The 23,963-nt window shown below is 73.4% G+C and carries 17 protein-coding genes and 2 pseudogenes; 11 read left to right on the top strand and 8 right to left on the bottom strand.

Going from position 1 to position 23,963, the window contains the following annotated elements; genetic code table 11:
* The first annotated feature begins 95 nt into the window (after positions 1–95).
* The gene (locus BGK67_RS12205; RefSeq protein ID WP_069920118.1) at positions 96–398 is read left to right on the top strand and encodes a hypothetical protein; all 303 of its coding nucleotides are present in this window, start codon (positions 96–98) and stop codon (positions 396–398) included.
* Here BGK67_RS12205 and BGK67_RS12210 read toward each other — a convergent pair whose 3' ends face one another.
* Genes BGK67_RS12210 through BGK67_RS12220 form a run of 3 tightly spaced genes read right to left on the bottom strand, consistent with a single transcriptional unit; the run spans position 399 to position 3,596 of the window.
* The gene (locus BGK67_RS12210) at positions 399–1,481 is read right to left on the bottom strand and encodes a prenyltransferase/squalene oxidase repeat-containing protein (protein ID WP_069920119.1); all 1,083 of its coding nucleotides are present in this window, start codon (positions 1,479–1,481) and stop codon (positions 399–401) included.
* Entirely contained in the window at positions 1,478–2,221 is a 744-nt protein-coding gene (locus BGK67_RS12215) for a class I SAM-dependent methyltransferase (RefSeq protein WP_069920120.1), read from the bottom strand. The genes BGK67_RS12210 and BGK67_RS12215 overlap by 4 nt, the downstream gene beginning before the upstream one ends.
* A 58-nt stretch (positions 2,222–2,279) precedes the next feature.
* Positions 2,280–3,596 carry a glycosyltransferase family 4 protein gene (locus BGK67_RS12220; RefSeq protein WP_069920121.1) on the bottom strand — a complete coding sequence of 439 codons (1,317 nt, stop codon included), beginning with the start codon at positions 3,594–3,596 and terminating at the stop codon, positions 2,280–2,282.
* Positions 3,597–3,822: 226 nt separating this feature from the next.
* On the opposite strand from BGK67_RS12220, the gene BGK67_RS12225 reads away from it, so the two are divergent.
* Complete coding sequence (locus BGK67_RS12225) at positions 3,823–4,458, top strand: TetR family transcriptional regulator (RefSeq protein ID WP_069920122.1); 636 nt, start codon at positions 3,823–3,825, stop codon at positions 4,456–4,458.
* Positions 4,459–4,576: 118 nt separating this feature from the next.
* Here the strand turns inward: BGK67_RS12225 and BGK67_RS12230 are convergent, their stop codons facing one another.
* From BGK67_RS12230 to BGK67_RS12240, 3 genes are all read right to left on the bottom strand, one after another.
* Positions 4,577–5,752, bottom strand: coding sequence for an acyltransferase family protein (locus BGK67_RS12230; protein WP_079154141.1), 1,176 nt, complete (start codon positions 5,750–5,752; stop codon positions 4,577–4,579).
* 536 nt (positions 5,753–6,288) lie between these two features.
* Positions 6,289–6,522, bottom strand: coding sequence for a ferredoxin (locus BGK67_RS12235; protein ID WP_069920123.1), 234 nt, complete (start codon positions 6,520–6,522; stop codon positions 6,289–6,291).
* The gene (locus tag BGK67_RS12240; RefSeq protein WP_069920124.1) at positions 6,522–7,985 is read right to left on the bottom strand and encodes an aldehyde dehydrogenase; all 1,464 of its coding nucleotides are present in this window, start codon (positions 7,983–7,985) and stop codon (positions 6,522–6,524) included. Before BGK67_RS12240 ends, BGK67_RS12235 begins: the two co-directional genes overlap by 1 nt.
* A gap of 190 nt (positions 7,986–8,175) precedes the next feature.
* On the opposite strand from BGK67_RS12240, the gene BGK67_RS12245 reads away from it, so the two are divergent.
* From BGK67_RS12245 to BGK67_RS12280, 7 genes and pseudogenes are all read left to right on the top strand, one after another.
* Positions 8,176–9,306, top strand: coding sequence for an MBL fold metallo-hydrolase (locus tag BGK67_RS12245; RefSeq protein ID WP_244291196.1), 1,131 nt, complete (start codon positions 8,176–8,178; stop codon positions 9,304–9,306).
* Positions 9,307–9,589: 283 nt separating this feature from the next.
* Complete coding sequence (locus BGK67_RS12250) at positions 9,590–10,843, top strand: prenyltransferase/squalene oxidase repeat-containing protein (protein ID WP_069920125.1); 1,254 nt, start codon at positions 9,590–9,592, stop codon at positions 10,841–10,843.
* Positions 10,843–11,499 (top strand): SCO2322 family protein, encoded by a 657-nt coding sequence (locus BGK67_RS12255; protein ID WP_069920126.1) that lies wholly within the window; start codon positions 10,843–10,845, stop codon positions 11,497–11,499. Before BGK67_RS12250 ends, BGK67_RS12255 begins: the two co-directional genes overlap by 1 nt.
* A 596-nt stretch (positions 11,500–12,095) precedes the next feature.
* Positions 12,096–13,190 (top strand): annotated as a pseudogene (locus tag BGK67_RS12260) (energy-coupling factor transporter transmembrane component T); the annotation flags it as partial.
* The gene (locus BGK67_RS36190) at positions 13,187–15,652 is read left to right on the top strand and encodes an ATP-binding cassette domain-containing protein (protein WP_079154142.1); all 2,466 of its coding nucleotides are present in this window, start codon (positions 13,187–13,189) and stop codon (positions 15,650–15,652) included. The pseudogene BGK67_RS12260 and the gene BGK67_RS36190, both read left to right, overlap by 4 nt.
* A complete protein-coding gene (locus BGK67_RS12275; RefSeq protein ID WP_079154143.1) occupies positions 15,649–16,554 on the top strand; it encodes an ECF transporter S component in 906 nt (301 codons plus the stop codon). Before BGK67_RS36190 ends, BGK67_RS12275 begins: the two co-directional genes overlap by 4 nt.
* 311 nt (positions 16,555–16,865) lie before the next feature.
* Positions 16,866–17,270, top strand: coding sequence for an aggregation-promoting factor C-terminal-like domain-containing protein (locus tag BGK67_RS12280; protein ID WP_069920127.1), 405 nt, complete (start codon positions 16,866–16,868; stop codon positions 17,268–17,270).
* A gap of 148 nt (positions 17,271–17,418) precedes the next feature.
* Here BGK67_RS12280 and BGK67_RS12285 read toward each other — a convergent pair whose 3' ends face one another.
* A complete protein-coding gene (locus tag BGK67_RS12285; RefSeq protein ID WP_069920128.1) occupies positions 17,419–18,588 on the bottom strand; it encodes a steroid 3-ketoacyl-CoA thiolase in 1,170 nt (389 codons plus the stop codon).
* 242 nt (positions 18,589–18,830) lie between these two features.
* Here BGK67_RS12285 and BGK67_RS12290 point away from each other — a divergent pair.
* Positions 18,831–20,066: pseudogene (locus tag BGK67_RS12290) on the top strand (cytochrome P450); the annotation flags it as partial.
* Between the two features lie 368 nt (positions 20,067–20,434).
* Positions 20,435–21,916, top strand: a complete 1,482-nt coding sequence (locus tag BGK67_RS12295; protein WP_079154144.1) for an FAD-binding oxidoreductase — start codon at positions 20,435–20,437, stop codon at positions 21,914–21,916.
* On the opposite strand, the gene BGK67_RS12300 is transcribed toward BGK67_RS12295, so the two are convergent.
* A complete protein-coding gene (locus BGK67_RS12300) occupies positions 21,885–23,927 on the bottom strand; it encodes a bifunctional glycosyltransferase 87/phosphatase PAP2 family protein (RefSeq protein WP_069920130.1) in 2,043 nt (680 codons plus the stop codon). The two genes, BGK67_RS12295 and BGK67_RS12300, sit on opposite strands and share 32 nt — an antisense overlap.
* Positions 23,928–23,963: the final 36 nt, after the last annotated feature.

A 23,963-nucleotide genomic window follows, 5' to 3' on the forward strand; every position in this document is an offset into this window, starting at 1 on the left:
AGGGGTCCCGAGCAGCCTCGCCCCGGCCCCCGGCCCCCGCCACCCGGGGCGGCCCGTTCGGGTTTACGCAGCCCCTACGCGGCAACACGCTTGACATGAGCACTCACACGCGAGCACGTACCAGGGGAAGCAGTCAGGCAGGACGAGCCGTCGCACTGGTGGCTGACGTGCTCGCCTTCATCATCGGCCTCTGGATTCTCCTCTATCTCCTGGACGCCAACCAGGGCAACGGCCTCGTCGACTTCATCCACGACGCCGCGAGCTGGCTGGCCGCCTGGTCCTACGACCTGTTCACCTTCAGCAAGGAATGGGTCCAGGTCGTCGTCGGCTACGGCATAGCCGCCGTCGCCTACCTCCTCATCGGCCACGCCGTCGCCGGGTGGCTCTACCGCCGCTGATCAGGCGCAGCAGTCGGGCTCCAGCCCGGCCGGGAGCGAGGCCCCGCCGAACACCTCGGTGGTGGCTTCGTCCCCTCCCAGGGCCGCGACGGCGAGCAGCAGCGAGCCGGCGGTCCAGGTGGTCTGCTCGACCGGCCACACCGCCTTGTCCTGGAACACGTACCCCGTCCAGTACATGCCGTTGTCGGCGCGCAGGTGCGTGATCGAGCGCAGGATCTCCAGCGCCCGGTCCGACTCGCCCGTCGCCCACAGGGCGAGGGCCAGCTCGCAGGACTCGCCGCCCGTGACCCACGGGTTCGGCAGGACGCAGCGCACGCCGAGGTCCGGCACCACGAACTCGCCCCAGCGTTCCTCGATGCGCGCCTTGGCCTCGGGTCCGGTCAGGGCTCCGCCGAGGACGGGGTAGTACCAGTCCATCGAGTAGTGGTTCTTGTCGAGGAACCGCTCGGGGTGGCGGCGGATGGCGTGGCGCAGTGCGCCCGCCGCGAGTTCCCAGCCGGGCTGCGGCTCTTCGCGGTGCTCGGCGATGGCCAGCGCGCAGCGCAGCGCCTGGTGGATGGAGGAGGATCCGGTCAGCAGGGCGTCCGTGACGGGCGTGCCGTCGGCCTCCCGCTTCCAGCCGATCTCGCCGCCGGGCTGCTGGAGGGTGAGCACCCACTCCACGGCCGCGCGGACGGCGGGCCACATCCGGTCCAGGAAGGCGTCGTCGCCGGTGGACAGGTAGTGGTGCCACACGCCGACGGCTATGTAGGCCGTGAAGTTGCTCTCCCGGCTCGCGTCCTGCGGTTCGGCGGTGTCCACGCCGTCCGGCCGGTCGGCGTAGGCCGCGTACCAGGAGCCGTCCCGGTTCTGGTGCCGGGCCAGCCACGCGTACGCCCGCTCGGCGGCCTCGTGTTCACCGGCCGCGTCCAGGGCCATCGCGGCCTCGGTGTGGTCCCACGGGTCGAGGTGGTGGCCGCGGAACCACGGTATGGCCCCGTCGGCGCGCTGCGCGGCGCGTATCCCCGCCACGGTCTGGGCGGCCTGCTCCGCCGTCAGCACCCCGTCCAGGACGAGGTGTTCGGTGCGCCCGGGCGAGCTCACTTCGCGTCGCCGTCGGGGAGGACCGGAAGGTGCGGCTTGGTCGCGTACGCCACGAAGCTCTTGCCGATGACCGGGTTGAGGGCCTGCTCGGCGAGGCGGGTGAGCGCCGGCTTCTTCATGATGTCCCAGACCAGGAGCTTGTGGTACGCCTTGACGGGCAGCGCCTTGTCGTTGTCGACGCCGAAGGCGCACTTGAGCCACCAGTACGGGGAGTGCAGGCCGTGCGCGTGGTGGGTGCCGTAGGGCTTGAGGCCGGCGGCCTCCATCTTGCCGAGCAGCTCGTCCGCCTTGTAGATGCGGATGTGGCCGCCCTCGACCTCGTGGTAGGCGTCGGAGAGGGCCCAGCAGACCTTCTCGGGGCCGTAGCGGGGCACGGTGACGGCGATGCGCCCGCCGGGCTTGAGGACGCGGACCATCTCGGCGAGGACGCCCTTGTCGTCGGGGATGTGCTCCATCACCTCGGAGATGATGACGACGTCGAAGGACTCGTCGGGGAAGGGCAGGGCGAGCGCGTCGCCCTCCATGGCGGTGGCGCTGGCGCCCGCGGGGGCCTCGCCGGCCTCCTTCATCGCGGCGAACCACTTGGCGACCTCGCGGATCTCCTCGCCGTTGCGGTCGACGGCGACCACCTGGGCGCCTCTCCGGTAGCACTCGAAGGCGTGCCGGCCTGCGCCGCAGCCCAGATCGAGTACGCGGTCGCCTGCGGCGAGCGGGAACCGGGAGAAATCGACGGTCAGCACGGGGTCCTGCCTTCGCGGTCGCGGGGGTGGTGAGGAGGGGGCGGAGTCGGGGGGAAGGTCACCGCGGGCGGCGGGTGCGGGCGGCTGCCCGCTCGATGGCGGCCCGGTAGTGCGCGGCGGTTCCCTCGGCGGCCTTGGCCCAGGTGAAGCGGGTCAGGACCCGTTCGCGCCCGGCGGCGCCGAGGCGGGCGCGCAGCTCCGGGTCGCCCAGCAGCCGGCCGAGCGCGGCGGCCAGGGCTCCGGCGTCGCCGGGGGGCACCGCGAGGCAGGTCTCGCCGTCGGGGCCGGCGACCTCGGGGATGGCGCCGCCGGTGGTGGCGACGAGCGGGGTGCCGGTGGCCATGGCCTCGGCCGCCGGGAGGGAGAAGCCCTCGTAGAGGGAGGGCACGCAGGCGACCTGGGCGCTGCGCACGAGGTCGACGAGTTCGGCGTCGGTGACGCCCTTGACGAACCGGACCGCGTCGCCCAGCCCGTAGGTCTCGATGGCGCGGGCGACCGGCCCCTTCTCGGCGCGCTTGCCGACGACGACGAGGTGGGCGTCGGGCTGCTCGGTGCGCAGCTTCGCGAGGGCCTCGACGAGGTGGACGAGCCCCTTGAGCGGGACGTCGGCGCTGGAGGTGGTGACGATGCGGCCGGGCACCTCGGCCACGGAGGCGTCCGGCGACCACAGGGCGGTGTCGGCGCCGATGTGCACGACGTGGATGCGCTCGTCGCGGACGCCCAGGTGCTGGGAGATCTCCTGTTTGGAGGAGCCGGAGACGGTGAGCACGGACGGCAGCCTGCGGGCGACGCGGCCCTGCATGCGGGTGAAGCCGTACCAACGGCGCACGGAGAGCCGCTTCCCCCGGCCCTTCGCGGCGTCGAGGTCGAGCTGCCGGTCGACGGTGATGGGGTGGTGGATGGTGGTGACCAGCGGCGCGCCGAGGTCGCCCAGCAGGCCGTATCCCAGGGTCTGGTTGTCGTGGATGACGTCGAACTCACCGGCGCGGGCGGCGAGGTGGCGCCGGGCCCGCAGGGAGAAGGTCAGCGGCTCGGGGAAGCCGCCGGTCCACATGGTGGCGACTTCGAGGGCGTCGATCCAATCCCGGTACTCGTCGCGCTTCGGGGTGCGGAAGGGGTCGGGGCTGCGGTACAGGTCGAGGCTCGGCAGCTCGGTGAGGGTGGCCCCGGTGTCGAGGACGGGATAGGGCTGCGCGCCGATGACCTCGACGCAGTGGCCCAGCTTCACGAGCTCGCGCGAGAGGTGGCGGACGTAGACGCCCTGGCCGCCGCAGAACGGGTTCCCCTTGTAGGTGAGGAGTGCGATGCGCAACGGGCGGTCGCCGTCGGTGGCGGAACCCGCGAAAGGGCTCGTCACGATGGCCTCAGCGGTCACTCTCGGCCCCCTTCTGCCTGCAACTTTCGCCGGAGCGTAACCGCTCGGATAATGTAGAACAAGTTTCAGACTTGATCCGTCGAAGACCATTGAATCTACCGGCCGGAAACTACACCGTAAGAGGCGGAGCAGGTGATTCGCGCCACGGCTCCGGCGCCTGCCATGCTGGCCCCCGATCAGCCCGGAATCAGCGCGCGCAACGACACGGAACGGGACAACGGGACACATGACAGCGGAAGTGAAGGCCGTGACCACACCGGCGTCGCCTCCCCTGACGGAGCGCCAGGAGGCGCGCCGCCGCCGGATCCTGCACGCCAGCGCCCAGCTGGCCAGCCGGGGCGGCTTCGACGCGGTCCAGATGCGCGAGGTCGCGGAGTCCTCCAGCGTGGCGCTCGGCACCCTCTACCGCTACTTCCCGTCCAAGGTGCACCTGTTGGTGGCCACCATGCAGGACCAGCTCCAGCACCTGCACACCACGCTGCGCAAGCGCCCCCCGGCCGGCGACGACCCGGCTGCGCGGGTCGCGGAGACCCTGATGCGGGCCTTCCGGGCCCTCCAGCGCGAACCGCACCTGGCCGACGCCATGGTCAGGGCCCTCACCTTCGCGGACCGCAGCGTGAGCCCCGAGGTGGACACGGTGTCCCGGCTGACCACGGCGATCATCCTGGACGCGATGGGCCTGGACGCCCCGCCGACGGCCGAACAGCTCTCGGCGGTCCGCGTCATCGAGCACACCTGGCACTCGGCCCTGATCACCTGGCTCTCGGGCCGCGCCTCGATCGCCCAGGTCAAGATCGACATCGAGACGGTCTGCCGCCTCATCGACCTGACGGCCCCACCCGCCGCCCCGGAAAAGTCCTGAACCCGCCGCCGGGGGTGGGCCGGGGGGACGGGACGTGCCGAGGGGACGGGACGTGCGGCCGGACATGCGGGACTGAACGTGCGGGACCGGGCAGTGCCGGGCGGGACCGGACCGCCCCCTAAACGGCGGGCTTCTGTTCCCGGCCGCCTTGCGGGGCCATCAGCCGGCGCAGCAGTCGCGTGAGCGGCCGCTCCACCACGCGGTGCAGCAGCCAGGCGATCAACACCATCGCCGCGGTCACCCCGAGCAGGGTCGGCCAGGGGCCCCACTGCTCGTTCCACCGCCAGATCACCCGCACGCCCAGCGACTGGTGCACTAGGTAGAGCGGGTACGAGATCGCGCCCGCGACCGGCAGCCAGCGCCACTGGATCCGGTCCAGCTTGCCGAGCGCGATCAGCCCCATCACCAGGTACATGACGGTGATCGCGGTCAGGCAGACCTTCCAGTTGATGCCGTGCCCCTCCCACGCCATGACCGCCGGGAGGCGGTGCTGCATCAGCAGCCAGGACAGCGCCACGAGGCCCAGGGTCTCAGCCTCGAACCGGCCCGCACGGCGGACCAGGTAGAAGGCGATACCGGCGATGAAGAAGGGGGACCACAGAGGCACGAGGAGCTGCTCAAGCAGCGGGATACCGGACGCGGGAGCCAGGACCGAACCCAGTGCCCAGATCCAGCAGAAGTTGGCGATCCGACGGTAGCTCGTACCCAGGAGGACCACCAGGGAGAAGATCAGGTAAAAGCGCAGCTCGACCCAGAGAGTCCAGTAGACGGTGTCCACGTGGCTTACTCCGAGGGGCTCGTGCAGCATCGTGAGGTTCGTAAGCATCTGGCCGACGGTGACCTTCGACTCGCCGGGAGTCTGCGGGCCCAGGCGCCCGGCCAACGTGGAGAGCACGACCGCCGCCCAGTACAGCGGGAACAGGCGCAGAATCCGGCTCTGCCAGAATTGCTGCAGCGATTTGCCCCAGCTGGACATGCAGATGACGAACCCGCTGATCATGAAGAAGAAGACCACGCCCAGCCAGCCGAACCCGGCTATTCGGTGCAGCGCGGGAAACAGCTCGACCGCAGTGCGCTGCCAGGGGATCGTCCCGGAGCCGGCCAGGTAGTGGAACAGGACCACCGACAACGCCGCGAGCAGCCGCAGCCCGTCCAGCACGGCGATCCGCGGTGTCTTCACCGCCCGGCTGCGCCTCGACCACATCCTCTGGCGACGGGCCGGGTCGGGGACTGCCTGCGGCGCCCCGGCAGGGCCCGGGACACGGTCCCCGGTGAGGACGAGACTGTCGGACATGACACCTCTGGGATTCCTGCGGTGTCCGCGACACCGGTACGTTCGGCGGTATATAGCCCGACGATCGTATCGATGCTGTGTGCACCCACGGCGGTGCGGGGAGCCCGACAGGCCCGCTGCTCGCGGCCTGCCCTTTGGAATCGTCGGTCCGGTTTCGCACGCCGCCGGCTCGAGCCCTCCGGGCCAGCACCCTACGGGACCAGCTCGGAAAGCGCTGGGTGCTGGATGCGGGAGCCACGGCGATGACCGAGAGCGGTGCAAGGTCCGGACTACGTGTGACTGTCACGGCGTCGACTGGCCCTCTCCGCCACTGACCCCTGCGGACCGGTCCACCTGGGCCCGTAAGAACTGTACGGCTCCTCGCCCCCGCGCCGACCAGTTGAACAGACACGTAAGATCGACTCTGTTTCGCCACGCTTGTGCGGTGGCACCCCCCGCCGCACGACGGGGGGTGGCGTTTGGCGCTGTGGGGCCGTCTCAAACACCGCAGCACGGCGGAACCGGAGCACACGTCGTGCTGTCGTGCGGTTGCCGTCCTACTCCTCCGGCGGGAAGACCGGTTCGCCGGTCTCGGCCAAGGTGATCAGGATCGCCTCGACGGGGCAGCCCTCCGCCGCCGTCAGGATCGGCTCGTTCGCGTCCGACTGCGGGGTGCGGGGGTGGGACTGGCGGGCCGAGTCGAGGACGAAGCCCTCCGGGGCGTGGTTCACGCACATGCCCGATCCGATGCAGACGCCCCGGTCCACCTCGACCTGCCAGCGGTCGCCCATCAGGCACCCGCCTCGTAGCCCGCGGGCAGGTGGATCATCTTGTGCTCGAGGTACTCGCTCAGGCCCTCGGGGCCGAACTCCCGGCCCAAGCCGCTGTTCTTGTAGCCGCCGAAGGGCCCCAGCATGTCCAGGCTGAAGGTGTTCACGTTGAAGGTGCCGGTGCGGATCTGCCGGGCGAAGCCGATGCCGTGGTCCACGTCGGCCGTCCAGACGCTGCCGCTGAGGCCGAACTCCGAGTCGTTGGCCACCCGCACGGCCTCCGCCTCGTCCCCGTACGGGATCAGGCAGACGACCGGGCCGAAGATCTCCTCGCGCGCGATCCGCATGGAGTTGTCCACGTCCCCGAACAGGGTGGGCTCCACGTACCATCCGCGGTCCAGGCCCGCCGGGCGCCCGCCGCCCGACAGCACCTTCGCGCCCTCCTCCTGGCCGATCCGGATGTAGTCCAGGGACCGCTGCTGCTGGCGCCGGGCGACGAGCGGGCCGAGTTGCGTGGCCGGGTCCAGCGGGTCGCCGACGACCAGGGCGCCGGCCGCCGCCGCGAAGGCCTCGGCCGCCTCCTCGTACCGGCTGCGCGGGACGAGGATCCGGGTCTGCGCCACGCACGCCTGGCCGTTGTTCATCCAGGCGGCGGGGACGATCCCGGCCACCGTGGGCTCCAGGTCGGCGTCCGGCAGGATCACGGCTGCCGACTTGCCGCCGAGTTCCAGGGTGACCCGGGTCAGGTTGCGCGCGGCCACCTCCATCACGCGCCTGCCGGCGGCGACCGATCCGGTGAAGGCGACCTTGTCGATGCCGGGGTGGCCGACCAGGTACTCGCTGACCTCCCGGTCGGCGGGCAGGATCGACAGCACGCCCTCCGGCACCCCGGCCTCGCGCGCGATGTCGGCGAGGATGTAGGAGTCGAGCGGGGCCTCCGGGGACGGCTTCAGGATCACGGTGCAGCCGCTGAGCAGCGCGGGGGCGAGCTTGGCCGCCGCCACGAACTGCGGCACGTTCCACGGGATGACGGCCGCGACGACCCCGACCGGTTCGCGGCGCACCAGGATCGGGCCGAGGGCGCCCTGGCGGTGCTCCTCGTACGGGTAGGCGCGCGCGACGGTGATCGCGGCGTCGTAGACCATCATCGGGCCGAGCGCCTGGGCGAGGACGCTCCAGGAGTACGGGGAGCCGTTCTGGGAGCTGATCGAGCGGGCGATCTCCTCGTGCCGGACGGCTATGGCGTCCTTGATCCGGGAGACGACGGCGATGCGCTCCTCGAGGGTCATCCGCGGCCAGGGGCCCTCGTCGAAGGCCCGGCGGGCGGCCGCCACGGCGCGGTCCACGTCGCCCTCGGAGGCGTGCGGGACGGAGCCGATGACCTGCTCGGTGTGGGGGGAGACGACCCGGATCGTGTCGGTGCCGAGCGGATCCGTCCATTCCCCGCCGATGAACAGTTGTCCGTGTTCCACGAGCTCGGTCATGGCTGAGGCCTCCTGCGGCTTGACGTTGCAGAACTGATACCAGTTCTAGTTAGAGGAGTCCACGGCCGGGACGGAACCGCCCGGGGCAAGCCCGGAAGATCCAACGACTAGTCAGGAGCAGCCGAAAGTGGTCGACTTGGGCTACTACTGAAACAGGTTCTTGTGGGCGGGACGAGCGGCAGGGGATCTCATGGCGGCGGACGAGGCGCAGGAGACGAACGAGACGCGGGAGGCGGGGAAGGCGGGGAAGGCGCACGCGCGCCCCGCACCGGACACACCCCCGGTCACCGACCACGGCGGCGGAGTGTGGGCGATCAAGGTGCCCATCCCCGACAACCCCCTCGGCCACACCCTCGTCCACGTCCTCGACACCGACCGCGGCCCGGTCCTCGTCGACACCGGCTGGGACGACCCCGCCTCCTGGGACACGCTCACCGCCGGCCTCGGCACCCTCGGCATCGCCGTCGCCGACGTCCACGGCGTCGTCATCACCCACCACCACCCCGACCACCACGGCCTGTCCGGCCAGGTGCGCGAGGCCTCCGGTGCCTGGATCGCCATGCACGCCGCCGACACCGAGGTCGTCGTACGGACCCGCGCCGCCGAGCCCGGCGTCTGGTTCGACTACATGAGCGAGAAGCTCGCCGCCGCCGGGGCCCCCGAGGAGCACGTCGCCCCGCTGCGCGCCGCCCGCACGAGCGGCCGCCTGCGCACCCTGCCCGGCCTGCACGCCGCCGTCCCCGACCGGGAGATCGTCCCCGCCGAGCTGCTCCCCCTCGCCGGACGCCGGCTGCGCGCCATCTGGACCCCCGGCCACACCCCCGGCCATGTCTGCCTGCACCTGGAGGAGGCCCATCCGGCGAACCTCCCCGGCAACGGCCGCCTCTTCTCCGGCGACCACCTGCTGCCCGGGATCTCCCCGCACATCGGCCTGTACGAGGCCCCCGACGAGCACGGCGTCACCCGCGTCACCGACCCGCTCGGCGACTACCTCGACTCCCTCGAACGCATCGACCGCCTCGACCCGGCCGAGGTGCTCCCGGCCCACCAGCACGCCTTCACCGACGCCCCCGCCCGCGTGCGCGAACTCCTCGCACACCACGAGGAGCGGCTGGCGGGCCTGTGGGCGCTGCTGGCCGAACCACTGACCCCGTGGGGGCTGGCCGAGCGGATGGAATGGAACCGGCCCTGGGAGCGGATCCCGTACGGATCACGCAACATCGCCGTCTCCGAAGCCGAGGCCCACCTGCGGCGATTGGTGAAACAGGGCCGCGCGGAAGCGGTCCCGGGCAGCGACCCGGTGACGTACCGGGCACTGTAGCCGCGGGCCGGTGGCCGGGGCCCGCACGCTACGGGCCGGTAGAGTGAACCCGTCGTCCACACTTCCGTACGAGGGAAAGCCGGTGCGAATCCGGCACTGACCCGCAACCGTGACCCGCCCCGGCCCAGCCCGGCGGCGGGAAGTCGGAACGCCCCGTCGCGGAGGTGCGCGGCTCGCGCCGCCGGGTCCCCCGGCGGCCGGCACCGTCGAGGTATACGGAGCCGGAGCCCGGTGCCTGAGCGTGCCTGCCTCCAGCTCCCCAGCAGGAGAGGCACCCGCCCCCATGAACGTCCGCCGCAGCGCCGCCGCGCTCGCCGCCTCCGCCGTGCTCTGTGCGGGCGCCGCCCCCGCAGCCCTCGCCGACACCGCTCCGCCCGCCTCCCCCTCCGCGCCGCCGGTCATCCCCTCCGGCCTGTTCGGCAAGAACGACCCCACCTACGACGGTGTGTGGCGGCAGTCCTTCGCGCTGCTCGCGCAGCACACCGTCGGCCTCGAGCCCGCCCCGCAGGCCGTCGACTGGCTGCTGGGCCAGCAGTGCGCGAACGGCGGCTTCGCCTCCTTCCGCGCCGAGGCGGGCACGGCGTGCGCCGAGACCACCATGTTCGACACCAACGCCACCGCGGCGGCCTTGCAGGCGCTGAAGGCCCTCGGCGGCCAGGACGCGGCCGTCACCAAGGCCGTGGACTGGCTCAAGTCCGTCCAGAACGAGGACGGTGGCTGGGCGTACGTGCCCGGCTCCCCCAGCGAGGCCAACTCCACGGCTCTGGTGATCAGCGCCCTGGCCGTGGCCGGCGAGAAGCCCGCCGAGGTCAAGTCGAAGGCCGGCAAGTCGGCGTACGAGGGGCTGCTCCCCTTCCAGCTGGGCTGCTCCGCCGAGCCGGCCGCCGACCGGGGCGCTTTCGCCTACCAGCCGGTCGACGGCAAGCTGCTCGCGAACGCCGACGCCACGGCCGCCGCGACCCTGGCCGGCCTCGGCAAGGGCGCGGCCGTGGTGCCGTCCACCACGGACACCTCGGCGGCTCCTCTGGCCTGCCCGTCGGCCGGCGCCGCGGACCCAGCGGCCGCCGCCCAGGGCGCGGCCGGCTACCTGGCCGCGGCCCTCGAGAAGGACGGCCACCTGACGGCCGTCACCCCGGGCGCGGACCAGCCGATGCCGGACACCGGCAACACCGCCGACGCGGTGATCGCCCTGGCCGCGGCCGGACACAAGCAGTCGGCTGCGGGCGCGCTGGAGTGGCTCAAGGGCAATTCGGCGCAGTGGTCGAAGGGCAGCCCGGCGGGCCTCGGCACGCTGATCCTGGCCGCGCACGCCACCGGCACCGACCCGAAGTCCTTCGGCGGCACCGACCTGGTCGCGGCGCTGAACGCGACGGGTCCGGCGCCGCAGGGCACGGACACCTCCGCGACGACGGTGGACAGCGACAAGGACAAGCCGTCCGGCGGCCAGAGCGTGTGGTGGATCATCGGCGCGGGCGCCGCGGCCGGCGTGGGCATCGGCATCCTGCTGAGCGGCCGCCGCAAGAAGAACCAGCTCTGATGCGCCGCCGCCGTCTCCTCCCCCTCGTCTTCGCCTTCGGCGTCGTCCTGGCCGTGCTGGCGGCCGGTCCGGCCGCGGCCGCGAGCTACCGCTACTGGTCGTTCTGGGACGGCGCCGGCGGTACGTGGGCGTACGCCACCGTCGGGCCCTCGATGGCCCGCCCGGCGGACGGCTCCGTGCAGGGCTTCCGCTTCGCGGTGAGCAAGGACGCGGCGGCGGAGGCGGCGCGGCCGCGGGCGGCGGCGGACTTCACGGCGATCTGCGGAGCGACCCCGGCGGCCGAGGGCCGCAAGCGGGTGGCGCTGGTCATCGACTTCGGCCTCCCCGAGGACGCCCCGCAGGACGAGCCCGCCCCGCAGGCTCAGCCCCGCACGGCCTGCGCCCAGGTGGCCCCGGAGGCCACGGCGGCCGAAGCCCTGGCCTCGGTCGCGAAGCCGCTGCGCTACAACAGCGCGGCCCTGCTGTGCGGAGTCTCGGGCTTCCCGAAACAGGGCTGCGGCGAACCCCTCCCGGACACCCCGCCCGCCACCCCCCCGCCGAAGGCCGAAGCCGACACCGACAACGGCGGCCCGTCGGCAGGCCTCCTGGCAGGCATAGCGGCGGTGGCGGCCCTGGCCGCGGCCGCCATCTGGCAGTCCCGCCGCCGCACCCGATGACGCCCCCCACACCTCCCGGCGCGGCAAACCCCGAAGGCGGGGCAAACGCCCACGGCCACAAGGCCGCCCACGGCAGGGCAACCGCCGACGGCGGGGCGAAGGCTCACCACGGGGCAGCCGCCGACGGCGGGGCGGAGGCTCACGGCGACGCGGCCGCCGACGGCGGGACGGAGGCTCACGGCGACGCGGCCGCTGACGGCGGGACGGAGGCGGACGGCGGGGCGAACGCCCACGGCGGGACGGAGGCTGACGGCGGGGCGAACGCCCACGGCCGGACGGCCGCCGACGGCGCCCAGCCACCCACCGGGGCCACCCGCACCCGGGCTACGACCCGCACGGGTGGTGCGGGTGGGTACCCCGCCCGGCCGCAGGCCGGGCGCACCCCGACCGGCGCCGCACCCGGCGACGCACCCCCGCCCGGGCACCGCCGCCCCGCGAGCCCCCGCACCCCCGCTGGCGCCGCCCCCGGCGACCCAGGGCACCGCCGCCCCGCGAGCCCCCGCACCCCCACCGGACCCGCACCCCCCCCCGCGACCCCGCCCCGGCGCAGCCGCCCCGCGGCGCAACATCCCCCGCACGGGCCGTCGTACGACACATGGCGGCCCCCGCACGCCGGCCGGGCCACGGCCCTGCACGCGGGGGCCTGGTGGCTCTGGGCCCTCGGTCTGGCCACGGCCGCCTCGCGCACGACGAACCCCCTCCTCCTCGGCCTGATCGTCGGCGTGGCCGGCTACGTCGTCGCGGCCCGCCGCACGAGCGCCCCCTGGGCCCGTTCCTACGGTGCCTTCCTCAAGCTCGGCCTGTTCGTCATCGGCCTGCGCCTCCTCTTCTCCATGCTCCTCGGCTCCCCCATCCCCGGCTCGCACACCCTGTTCACCCTCCCGGAGGTCCCGCTCCCCGCCTGGGCCCAGGGCATCCGCTTCGGCGGCCGGGTCACGGCCGAGCAGCTGGTCTTCGCCTTCTACGACGGCGCGAAACTGGCCACCCTCCTGGTCTGCGTCGGCGCCGCGAACGCCCTCGCCAACCCGGCCCGGCTGCTGAAGTCCCTCCCGGCCGCCCTGTACGAGGCCGGGGTCGCCGTCGTCGTCGCGATGACCTTCGCGCCGAACATGGTCGCCGACGTGGTCCGCCTGCGGACCGCCCGCCGCCTGCGCGGCCGCCCCACCGGCGGGATCAAGGCCATCCTCCAGATCGGGTTGCCGGTGCTGGAGGGCGCCCTCGAGCGTTCCGTCGCCACCGCCGCGTCCATGGACGCACGCGGCTACGGCCGCACCGCGCAGGTCCCGCCCTCCGTCCGGCACACCACCAACGTCCTCACCCTCGGCGGCCTGCTCGGCATGTGCGCGGGCACGTACGGGCTGCTCGCCGCCGAGGGCGCGGTGTACGGCCTGCCCGTCCTCCTCATCGGCGTGGTCCTGGCCCTGGCGGGGCTGCGGCTCGGCGGCCGCCGCTCGGTCCGCACCCGCTACCGGCCCGACCGCTGGGGCCCGCGCGCCTGGCTGGTCTCCGGATCGGGTGCGGCCGTCGCCGCGCTCCTCATCCACGCCGGCACCGTCGACCCCGCGTCCCTGCACCCGGGCGTGGTCCCGCTGGTCGCGCCCGCGCTCCCCCTCTGGCCGGCGGCCGCGGTCCTGATCGGCCTGCTGCCCGCCTTCATGGCACCCGTACCGCCCAAGGAGGCGTCCGCGTGATCCGGTTCGAACAGGTCTCGGTGACCTACGAGGGAGCGGCCCGGCCCTCGCTCCAGGGCGTCGACCTGGTGATCCCGGAAGGCGAGCTGACCCTCCTCGTCGGCCCGTCGGGTGTCGGCAAGTCGACTCTGCTGGGAGCCGTCTCCGGCCTGGTCCCCCACTTCACCGGGGGCAGGCTCCGGGGGCGGGTCACGGTCGCGGGCCGTGACACGCGCACGCACAAGCCGCGGGAGCTCGCGGACGTGGTCGGGACGGTCGGCCAGGATCCGCTCGCGCACTTCGTGACGGACGTGGTGGAGGACGAGCTGGCCTACGGCATGGAGTCGCTGGGCCTGCCGCCCGCGGTGATGCGCCGCCGGGTCGAGGAGACCCTCGATCTCCTCGGCCTGAACGAGCTGCGCGACCGCCCCATCGCCACCCTGTCCGGAGGCCAGCAGCAGCGGGTCGCGATCGGCTCGGTCCTGACCCCGCACCCGAGGGTCCTCGTCCTGGACGAGCCGACCTCCGCGCTCGACCCGGCGGCGGCGGAGGAGGTCCTGGCGGTGCTCCAGCGGCTGGTCCACGACCTCGGCACGACGGTCCTCATGGCGGAGCACCGGCTGGAACGGGTGGTCCAGTACGCCGACCAGGTGCTGCTCCTGCCGTCCCCGGGCGCGGCGCCGGTGCTCGGCACGCCGTCGGACGTCATGGCCGTCTCCCCGGTCCACCCGCCGGTGGTAGCCCTGGGCCGCCTGGCGGGCTGGCCCCCGCTCCCCCTCTCCATCCGCGACGCCCGCCGCGAGGCCGCCCCCCTCCGCACCCGCCTGTCGGCTCCCGCCGGGGGCACGGGTCGGGCCTCGGCTACGCCCCACACCCCGGCTCCCGCCTGGGTTGCGACCGGTGACCCGGCTGCGATTTCGGCGGGGGCCGGTGGCCGGGCTACGACCTCGGCTGCGACTGACAGCTCGGCGGCGACCGGTGGCCCGGCTGCGACCTCGGCTGCGACTGACAGCTCGGCGGCGACCGGTGGCCCGGCTACGACCTCGGCTGCGACCGGTGACCCGGCGCCCGCGTCGGCCGGCGCCAGCGGCCCGGCTCCCGCGTCGGCTTCGGAGCACGCCGCGCCCCCGCTGTCCGGCCCCGCCCGCGCCGCCGCTTCCCAGGGCTCCGCCCAGGACCCCGCGCCTCAGACGCCGACGGGGCTGGAGTTGCCCTCCGGGCAATCAGCCGACGTACGTCCGCAGCCAAATCCAGCCCCGCCGGCGTTTGAGGCGCGGGTCCGGGCGGAGCCCGGTTTCGGGAAGGGGCGGGTTGGGGAAAGCCGCCCGCAGGGCCCCCACCCCGCCCCGCCGACGACCCCGCACCCCAGCACACCCGCCCCCACCCCGGAGCCGAACCCCCACCCAGCCACAGCCAACGCCCGCCCGCAGCCCCACCCAGCCCCGCCGGAGACGCAGGGGCCCGGGGGCGCAGCCCCTGACAGCGCAGCCGCCGAGCGCCCCGCCCCGCCGGCGCCCGGGGCGCGAGGTTCCAGAGGCGGAGCCCCCGGCCGCGCAGCCGCCGGGCTGTTCGCGCGGCTGCTCCGGCGCGCCAAGCCGAGCCCCGATCCGGCCTTGGCCGCCACCCCGACCGCGCCCGGCCCCGCCGTCGCCACGGCCCGCGGCCTAGGCGTCCGCCGCTCCCGCACCGAAGTGCTCCGCGACATCGACCTCACCGTGGCCCCGGGCGAGACCATCGCCTTGATGGGCCGCAACGGCGCCGGCAAGTCCACCCTCCTCGCCGCCCTCACCGGCACCCTCGCCCCCACCACCGGCACCGTCACGGTGGCCGGCGCCACCCCCCACAAGACCGCCCCAGCGCAGATGGTCCGCCGTGTCGGCCTCGTCCCGCAGGAGCCCCGCGACCTCCTGTACGCCGACACGGTCGCGGCCGAGTGCGCCGCCGCCGACTCCGACGCCGCCGCACCCCCCGGCACCTGCCGGGACCTGGTCTGCGCCCTGCTCCCGGACGTCCCGGACGACACCCACCCCCGGGACCTCTCGGAGGGCCAGCGCCTGGCCCTGGCCCTGGCGCTGGTCCTCACCGGGCGCCCGGCCCTGCTGCTCCTCGACGAGCCGACCCGCGGCCTGGACTACGCGGCCAAGGCCCGCCTGATCGAGATCCTGCGGGCCCTCGCGGCCGAGGGGCACGCCATCGTGCTGGCCACGCACGACGTGGAGCTGGCCGCCGAGCTGGCCCACCGCGTGGTGATCCTGGCCGGCGGGGAGATCGTCGCGGACGGCCCGACCGCCGAGGTCGTCGTCTCCTCCCCCGCCTTCGCCCCCCAGGTGGCGAAAATCCTGGCCCCCGGCCACTGGCTCACGGTGAGCCAGGTCGCGGAAGCCCTGGCGTCCGAGGCCCTGGCGTCCGAGGCCCCGCCGACGGCCCCGGCCCCCGCGCCGGCCGCCCCCGGGACCCAGGCCCCCGGGACGGCCCCCGCATGAGCCGCGCAGCGACCCGCCCGACCCGCCCGGTCCGCCCCGTCCGTATCGGCCCCCGCGCCGCCGCGGCCCTTGTCCTCGTCACCCTCATCGGCATCGCGGCCTTCGGCTGGCCGCTGCTCGCCGACCGGCAGTCGGGCCTCGCCCACTCCCAGGACGCCCCCTGGCTCTTCGCGGCGCTGCTGCCGCTCCTCGTGGCCGTCGTCGTCGCGACCATCGCCGACAGCGGCATGGACGCCAAGGCGGTGGCGATGCTCGGCGTGCTGGCCGCCGTCGGGGCGGCGCTGCGGCCGCTGGGCGCGGGCACGGCCGGCCTGGAGCCGATGTTCTTCCTGATGGTGCTGAGCGGCCGCGTCCTCGGCCCCGGCTTCGGCTTCGTGCTCGGCTCGGTGACGATGTTCGCGTCCGCCCTGCTGACCGGCGGGGTCGGGCCGTGGATGCCGTTCCAGATGCTGGCCATGGGCTGGTTCGCGCTGGGCGCCGGGCTGCTGCCCGGCGCGGAGCGGATCCGGGGCCGGGCGGAGCTCTGGATGCTGGCGGCGTACGGCTTCGCGGGCTCGTTCGCGTACGGCACGGTCATGAACCTGCAGGGCTGGGTGATCCTGCAGGGCATGGGGCAGGGCATCTCGTTCCACCCGGGCGAGCCGGTCGCGGCGAACCTGGCGCGCTTCGTCGCGTACTGCCTGGCGACCTCGGTGGGCTGGGACCTGGGCCGGGCGGCGCTGACGGTCGTCCTGACCCTCACCCTCGGCGGCACGCTGCTGCGGGCGCTGCGCCGGGCGACTCGCAAAGCAGCGTTCGACGCGCCCGTCACCTTCGATTCGGGGGTGGGAAGTGGCCCGGACCACACCGACAAAAGGGACGAAATGGATACAGAAGGTGACATCCGGGCCTCTCGGCGGTGACCCGCCCCACAGGACCCAGGTCACATACGAACCGGGATAGTGGTCCCTGAAGGTCCCCTGCACACCCCCTCACACCCGCCGCCACCTGCGCGGACTCCCTCACCTCCGGACGGGGGCCGTTGCACCCCGCCTGCGAGGTCCGCTAGTAGGAGGGGTCGTTGCCAGGGGGTCGGGGGGTCGGTAGAACTGGATGAGTCGCAAGGCGGCAGGGGTGCTTCACCCCCGCCGACGAACCCCTCTCCTCCGTGTGAGTGGCTCCCGCACGCCTCGGTGTGCCGCGACCGCCCCTGTCGCCTCCGGAAGGTCAATCCGTGTCCAACGCCGTCATCCGCCGCATCGCCGCTTCGAAGAAGACCCTCACGGGTACCGTGCTCGCCCTGGGCGTCGCCGGTTCCATGCTGGCCGCGGTTCCCGCGCAGGCCGCCCCGATGAGCGCCAAGGCGATCGCCCAGCAGATGATCAAGGACCCGGCCCAGTTCGCCGCCTTCGACAAGATCATCTCGCGTGAGAGCGGCTGGGACCACACCGCCACGAACTCCTCCTCCGGCGCGTACGGCCTGGTCCAGGCCCTGCCGGCCTCGAAGATGGCCTCGGCCGGCTCGGACTGGAAGACCAACCCGGCCACCCAGATCAAGTGGGGCCTGAAGTACATGAACGAGCGCTACGGCAGCCCCGTCGGCGCCTGGAACTTCTGGTCCGCCAACCACTGGTACTAAGCCGCCGGCGGGCAGCACCGACAGCAGGACATACGAAGGCCCCGGTGGCCGGCCTCCCCAGGTCCGGCCACCGGGGCCTTCTGCATCCCATCCCACGGGGTCTGTGTGCGGCGCCGAGCGGTGGCCGGCGCCGTGCGGTGCCCGGCGACTACAGGCGCTGGATGATCGTGCCGGTCGCCAGCGCACCGCCCGCGCACATGGTGATCAGCGCGAATTCCCTGTCGCGGCGCTCCAGCTCGTGCAGCGCGGTGGTGATCAGCCGAGCGCCGGTGGCGCCGACGGGGTGGCCGAGCGCGATGCCCCCGCCGTTGACGTTGACCTTCTCGAGGTCCTGGTCGAAGACCCGGGCCCAGCTGAGGACGACCGAGGCGAAGGCCTCGTTGATCTCGACGAGGTCGATGTCCTTGAGGGACATGCCGGCCTTGCCCAGCACGGCCCGCGTCGCGTCGATCGGCCCGTCCAGGTGGAAGTGCGGGTCGGCGCCGACCAGCGTCTGGGCAACGATCCGCGCGCGCGGCCGCAGCTTGAGGGCGCGGGCCATCTTGCGCGAGGCCCACATCACGGCGGCGGCCCCGTCGGATATCTGCGAGGAGTTCCCGGCGGTGTGCACGGCGGTCGGCATGACCGGCTTGAGCCGGGCCAGCGCCTCCATGGACGTGTCGCGCAGGCCCTCGTCCCGGTCGACCAGGCGCCACATGCCCTGCCCGGCGGCCTGCTCCTCCTCGGTGGTCGGCACCTGCACGGCGAAGGTCTCGCGCTTGAAGCGCTCCTCGGCCCAGGCGGCCGCGGCCCGCTCCTGCGAGAGCAGCCCCAGCTTGTCGACGTCCTCACGGGACAGTCCCCGATGCCGGGCGATCCGCTCGGCAGCCTCGAACTGGTTGGGCAGGTCCACGTTCCACTCGTCCGGGAAGGGCTTGCCGGGCCCGTGCTTGGAGCCCGATCCCAGCGGCACGCGGCTCATGGCCTCGACCCCGCAGGCGATCCCGATGTCCATGACCCCGCCGGAGATCATGTTGGCGACCATGTGGTTGGCCTGCTGGGAGCTGCCGCACTGACAGTCCACCGTGGTCGCGGCGGTCTCGTACGGGAGGCCCATGGCGAGCCAAGCGTTGCGGGCGGGGTTCATCGACTGCTCGCCGGCGTGCGTGACGGTGCCGCCGACGATCTGCTCGACGCAGTCGGGCTGGATTCCGGTACGGGCGAGGAGCTCCCGGTAGGTTTCGCCGAGCAGGTAGGCGGGATGGAGGTTGGCGAGCGCGCCCCCGCGCTTGCCGATGGGAGTGCGTACGGCTTCGACGATGACGGGTTCCGCGGCCATGAGCTCGTCCTCTCCTGCACTGCGACAGCGCGGCGGGCCGTCCCGGCGCCCCGCCCTGAACTAGTACGCGTTCTAGTTCTCCCCGCAGTCTTATGACCTGAAGCCCCGGCACGCAAGGGTCTTGCACGCGGCCTGCACGGATTCCACACGCAACAGTTGGCGCGCCGACCCTTGTCACTTCTAGAACTCGTTACTACCTTCAAGCCAACTTCTGATGGGCCGTCAGACTTTGGAGTCGCCCGATGTCCTGCCCCGCGCTGCCCGAAGGTTTCGACGCCACCGACCCCGACCTGCTCCAAAGCCGGGTCCCGCTCCCGGAGTTCGCACAGCTGCGGCAGACGGCCCCCGTGTGGTGGTGCCCGCAGCGGCGGGGCATCACGGGTTTCGACGACGAGGGCTACTGGGTCGTGACCCGGCACGCGGACGTCAAGTACGTCTCCACGCACCCCGAACTGTTCTCCTCCACCACCAACACCGCGATCATCCGCTTCAACGAGCACATCCAGCGCGACCAGATAGATGCCCAGCGTCTGATCATGCTGAACATGGATCCGCCGGAACACACGCGCGTACGCCAGATCGTGCAGCGCGGATTCACCCCCCGGGCCATCCGCGGACTGGAGGAAGCCCTGCGCGACCGGGCCCGGAAGATCGTCGAGGAGGCGGTGGCCGGCGCCGCGGACGGCAGCTTCGACTTCGTCACGCAGGTGGCCTGCGAGCTGCCGCTCCAAGCCATCGCGGAGCTGATCGGCGTACCGCAGAAGGACCGCGCCAAGATCTTCGACTGGTCGAACAAGATGATCGCCTACGACGACCCGGAGTACGCGATCACCGAGGAGGTCGGCGCCGAGGCGGCGATGGAGCTCATCGGCTACGCCATGAACCTGTCCGCCGAGCGCAAGGAGTGCCCGGCCAAGGACATCGTGACGCAGCTGGTGGCGGCGGAGGGACAGGGAAACCTCGGATCGGACGAGTTCGGGATGTTCGTCCTCCTCCTGGCGGTCGCCGGCAACGAGACCACGCGCAACGCGATCAGCCACGGCATGCACGCCTTCCTCACCCACCCCGAGCAGTGGGAGCTCTACAAGGCGACCCGCCCCTCGACGGCGGCGGAGGAGATCGTGCGCTGGGCCACCCCGGTGGTGTCCTTCCAGCGCACGGCCACCCAGGACACCGAGCTGGGCGGTCAGAAGATCAAGGCGGGCGACCGGGTGGGGATGTTCTACTCCTCCGCCAACCACGACCCGGAGGTCTTCACCGACCCCGACGTCTTCGACATCACCCGCGACCCCAACCCCCACCTGGGATTCGGCGGCGGCGGCCCGCACTTCTGCCTCGGCAAGTCCCTCGCCGTCATGGAGATCGACCTGATCTTCAACGCCTTGGCCGACACCCTGCCCGACCTCCGCCTGACCGGCGAGGACCCGCGCCGGCTGCGCGCGGCCTGGCTCAACGGCATCAAGGAACTCCGGGTCAGCCACGGCTGCCCCGCGACCCAGGACGGCAGGGGCCCTTCCTCCCACGCCCGGCCCCTGCCGTCCGCTGGCCCCACCGAGCCATTCCAGCCCCGCCGGCGTTTGAGGCGCGGGGCCCGGGGCGGAGCCCCGATCTTTGAGCTCCCCCCAGACTCCGGGGCCGGGCCCGCCCCCCGGCCCGCCGGAGGCAACCGGCCCGCGCCCGTTCGAGTGGCGGACCGGCCACAACCGGGCGATCCTGGCAGACAGCGGCGATCCAGCCGAAGGGGCGCCGGGGCCACGCGCGCCCCGGCGCCCCTTCGGCCTCGCCTCTTCGGCGCCGACCCCGGCCCGCACAGGCAGCCCGCACCCCCCGGTGCCAGACTGAAGACATGGATACGCTCAGTCAGTCCTTCCGGGGCCGGCTGGTGCAGCCCGGAGACCCCACGTACGACGAGGACCGCCGGGTCTGGAACGGCTCCGTCGACCGCTCCCCCGCCCTCATCGCCCACTGCACCGGCGTCGCGGACGTCATCGAGGCCGTACGGTTCGCCGCGGGGCCGGCCGCCGGGCTGCCGGTCGCCGTACGCGGCGGTGGCCACAGCTTCCCCGGCCAGTCCGTGTGCGACGGCGGGATCGTCGTCGACCTCTCCCCCCTGCGCGGCATCCGCGTGGACCCGCAGGCCCGCACGGTCCGCGCCCAGGCCGGGGTGCTGCTGGGCGAACTGGACCACGAGACGCAGGAGTTCGGGCTGGCCGTACCGGCCGGGATCGTCACGCACACCGGCCTGGCCGGGCTCACCCTCGGCGGCGGGATCGGCTGGCTGATGCGCAAGTACGGGCTCACCGTCGACCAGTTGCTCTCGGTGGACATGGTCACCGCCGACGGGTCCTTCGTGAAGGCGAACGAGGACGAGAACCCGGACCTCTTCTGGGGTGTGCGCGGCGGAGGCGGGAACTTCGGGATCGTCACGGAGTTCACCTTCCGGCTCAACCCGCTCGGGCCGATCGTGCTGGCCGGCCCGGTCATCTGGCCGATGGCCGAGTCGGCGCGGCTGCTGCGCTTCTACCGCGAGTGGATCACCGCCGTCCCGGACGAGCTGACGACGGCCGTCGTCCACCGCAAGGCGCCGCCGTCCCCGTACATCCCGGCCCGTCTGCACGGGGAGCCGGTGGTGATGGTGGTCTGCTGCTACGCGGGCCCGGTCGAGGAGGGGCAGGAGGTGCTGCGGCCGCTGCGCGAGGACGCCGGGGTCGCGCCGGTACTCGACCTGTGCGCGCCCAAGCCGTTCACCGAGCACCAGGCGATGTTCGACGCGTCGTTCCCGCACGGGCGCTGGTACTACTTCAAGTCCTGCGACGTCGACCGGCTCACCGACGAGATCATCGACCGCACCGCCGAGCACGCGGCCCGGATCGTCTCCCCGTTCACCGCGTTCCCGATCTTCCAGCTCGGCGGGGCCGTCGCGCGCGTCGGGGAGGACGAGACGGCCTTCGGCGGGCGCGGCGCCGGGCACACCTTCAACATCAACGGGACGACGGAGGGCCCGGAGGGCTTCGACCGGGAGCGGGCGTGGGCGCGCGGCCTGTGGTCGGCGCTCGCCCCCCACCAGACCGGCGTCTACCCGAACTTCCTGATGGAGGAGGGCGAGGAGCGGGTCGAGCAGGCCTACGGGCCGCGGAAGTACCGGCGCCTGCGGGAGCTGAAGCGCCGCTACGACCCCGGGAACCTCTTCCGCCTCAACCAGAACATCCCGCCCGCCGCCCCGTCGGAGGACCAGTCCGCCGCCCCGCCCGAGGACCAGTCCGCCGCATCGACCGCCGCGCCGTCCGTGCCGGTGGCTACGAGGCCCGGACCCCCGCCGGAGTCCTGAGGTCCGGCCCGTTCCCGTGGTCCTGTGCCGCGCCGCTCGCCGTACGCTGCGCGGGCAGGGTCGCCCGCAGCCGCCGCGGCCCGGAGAGCACGTACACGAGCCCGAAACCGGCGCCGACGACGATCGCGCCGCCCACCGCGTCGAGGACCCAGTGGTTGGCGGTGGCGACGATCGCGCACACCGTGATCAGCGGGTGGAGCGCGCCGAGCAGCTTCTGCCAGCCCTTGGGCGCCAGCACGACGATCACGATGCCGCACCACAGCGACCAGCCGAAGTGCAGCGAGGGCATCGCCGCGTACTGGTTGGAGATCGCGGTCATGGCCCCGTACGACGGGTTGGCCAGGTCCTGCGGACCGTGGACGGTGTCGACGAAGCCGAGGCCGGGCATCAGGCGGGGCGGCGCGAGCGGGTAGAGCCAGAAGCCTATGAGGGCCAGTACGGTCGCCAGCCCCAGGGAGGCGCGCGCCCAGCGGTAGTCGCCCGGGCGGCGCCAGTACAGGACGGCCAGGATCGTCAGCGGGACCACGAAGTGGAAGGAGGTGTAGTAGAAGTTGAAGAACGCCTCCAGCCAGGGCGTGTCGACGACCGCGTGGTTCACGGCGTGCTCGATGTCGAGGCCGATGGCCCGCTCGATCCCGAGGATCTGGCTTCCGTTGCCCTCGGCGAGGTCGCGGCTGGTGGGGGCGGCGGCCCTGATGTGCGAGTAGAGGGAGTAGCCGACCCGTATCAGCAGGAGTTCCAGCAGCAGGTTGGGGCGGGACAGCACGCGCCGCCAGAACGGCAGCAGCGGCACCCGCTGCCAGCGGGCGGCCGCGGGCTTCCCGTAGGCCGTCGGGACGGGTTCGCGCCAGTACGGCGAGGAGCGCGGCAGGAACGGTACGGCGCAGGCGGCGGCCAGCGCGGCGAGCAGCAGCACGTTGTCGCGGACGGGGGCCAGCGCGGCCAGGTTCGGCAGCAGCACCGCGCTGGGCAGCGTCATGGTCAGGACGACGGCGACGGGCCACACGGGCCGGTCGGCGGCGCGCCGTCCGACCTTGCCCGCGACGGCGAGGAGCACCCACAGCAGCTGGTGGCGCCAGCCGGCCGGGGAGACGGCGACGGCCACGCAGCCGGTGAGGGCGACGGCGAGCAGCAGCTGCCCGTCGCGGGCGTAGCGGACGGCGCGGCGCAGCCCGATGAAGGCGACGGCGGCCGCGAGGACGGCGTACAGCAGGATTTCGGCGGGTCCGCTCAGGCCGAGGCGCAGCAGGGCGCCGTGCACGGACTGGTTGGCGAGGCCGTCGGGGGCCCCGCCGAGCCCGGTGCCGGCCAGGTGGTGGATCCAGTACGTCCAGGAGTCGCGCGGCATGGCCGCCCAGGACAGGGCGGTGGCTCCGGCGAAGGTGGCGGCGGCGGCCCCGGCGGCGGGCCGGCGGCCGGTCAGCCACAGGAGCGGGGCGAAGAGCAGCAGGGCGGGCTGGAGGGCCGCGGCCAGGCCGATGAGGAAGCCGGCCTGGCGCCCGCCGGGGACGCGGAAGACGGCCAGGAGCACCAGCAGCACGGGCAGGACGGCGGTCTGGCTGGGCGAGGCGGCTTCGCGGACGGGCAGCGAGACCATCATCAGCGCGGTCAGCACGGGCGCGGCGAGCAGCGCGGTGCGGCGCGGCACGGGGTCGGGCAGGCCGCGGGCGGCGACGAGCCCGATGGCGGCGACGAACAGCAGCGTCAGGGAGATCCAGGCGAGCTCCAGCGACGGCGCCGCGAGGGCGACGAGCGGTTTGAGGACCAGCCCGGCGAACGGCGTGCCGGTGAACTGGCCGCTGTCGTAGAGCGAGCCGGGAAGGCTGCCGGGGAGGTGGAAGCCGCCCAGCCACTGGCCCGGTGGGACGCTCAGCACGACGGCGGCCTGTCTGACGGCGAGTGCGCCCGCCAGCGCCCACAGGAGGAGGCGTGCCGCCCCCAGCCTGCCGCCGCTACCGCCTATGACTCCGGCATGTCCGTGCCCACCACTGTGCTCTGCCGCGTTAGCCACGCCTCGCCGGCCTCCCGCCCTGTTGACCGCAACCCT

The organism is Streptomyces subrutilus (genome assembly GCF_001746425.1).
Classification (GTDB): Bacteria; Actinomycetota; Actinomycetes; order Streptomycetales; family Streptomycetaceae; genus Streptomyces; species Streptomyces subrutilus_A.

Bases quoted from the DNA above. Each gene is read 5' to 3' on its own strand.
- BGK67_RS12205 (WP_069920118.1), top strand. From the start codon at position 96: ATGAGCACTCACACGCGAGCACGTACCAGGGGAAGCAGTCAGGCAGGA.
- BGK67_RS12225 (WP_069920122.1), top strand. From the start codon at position 3,823: ATGACAGCGGAAGTGAAGGCCGTGACCACACCGGCGTCGCCTCCCCTG.
- BGK67_RS12230 (WP_079154141.1), bottom strand. From the start codon at position 5,752: ATGTCCGACAGTCTCGTCCTCACCGGGGACCGTGTCCCGGGCCCTGCC.
- BGK67_RS12235 (WP_069920123.1), bottom strand. From the start codon at position 6,522: ATGGGCGACCGCTGGCAGGTCGAGGTGGACCGGGGCGTCTGCATCGGA.
- BGK67_RS12240 (WP_069920124.1), bottom strand. From the start codon at position 7,985: ATGACCGAGCTCGTGGAACACGGACAACTGTTCATCGGCGGGGAATGG.
- BGK67_RS12245 (WP_244291196.1), top strand. From the start codon at position 8,176: ATGGCGGCGGACGAGGCGCAGGAGACGAACGAGACGCGGGAGGCGGGG.
- BGK67_RS12250 (WP_069920125.1), top strand. From the start codon at position 9,590: ATGAACGTCCGCCGCAGCGCCGCCGCGCTCGCCGCCTCCGCCGTGCTC.
- BGK67_RS12255 (WP_069920126.1), top strand. From the start codon at position 10,843: ATGCGCCGCCGCCGTCTCCTCCCCCTCGTCTTCGCCTTCGGCGTCGTC.
- BGK67_RS12275 (WP_079154143.1), top strand. From the start codon at position 15,649: ATGAGCCGCGCAGCGACCCGCCCGACCCGCCCGGTCCGCCCCGTCCGT.
- BGK67_RS12285 (WP_069920128.1), bottom strand. From the start codon at position 18,588: ATGGCCGCGGAACCCGTCATCGTCGAAGCCGTACGCACTCCCATCGGC.
- BGK67_RS12295 (WP_079154144.1), top strand. From the start codon at position 20,435: ATGGATACGCTCAGTCAGTCCTTCCGGGGCCGGCTGGTGCAGCCCGGA.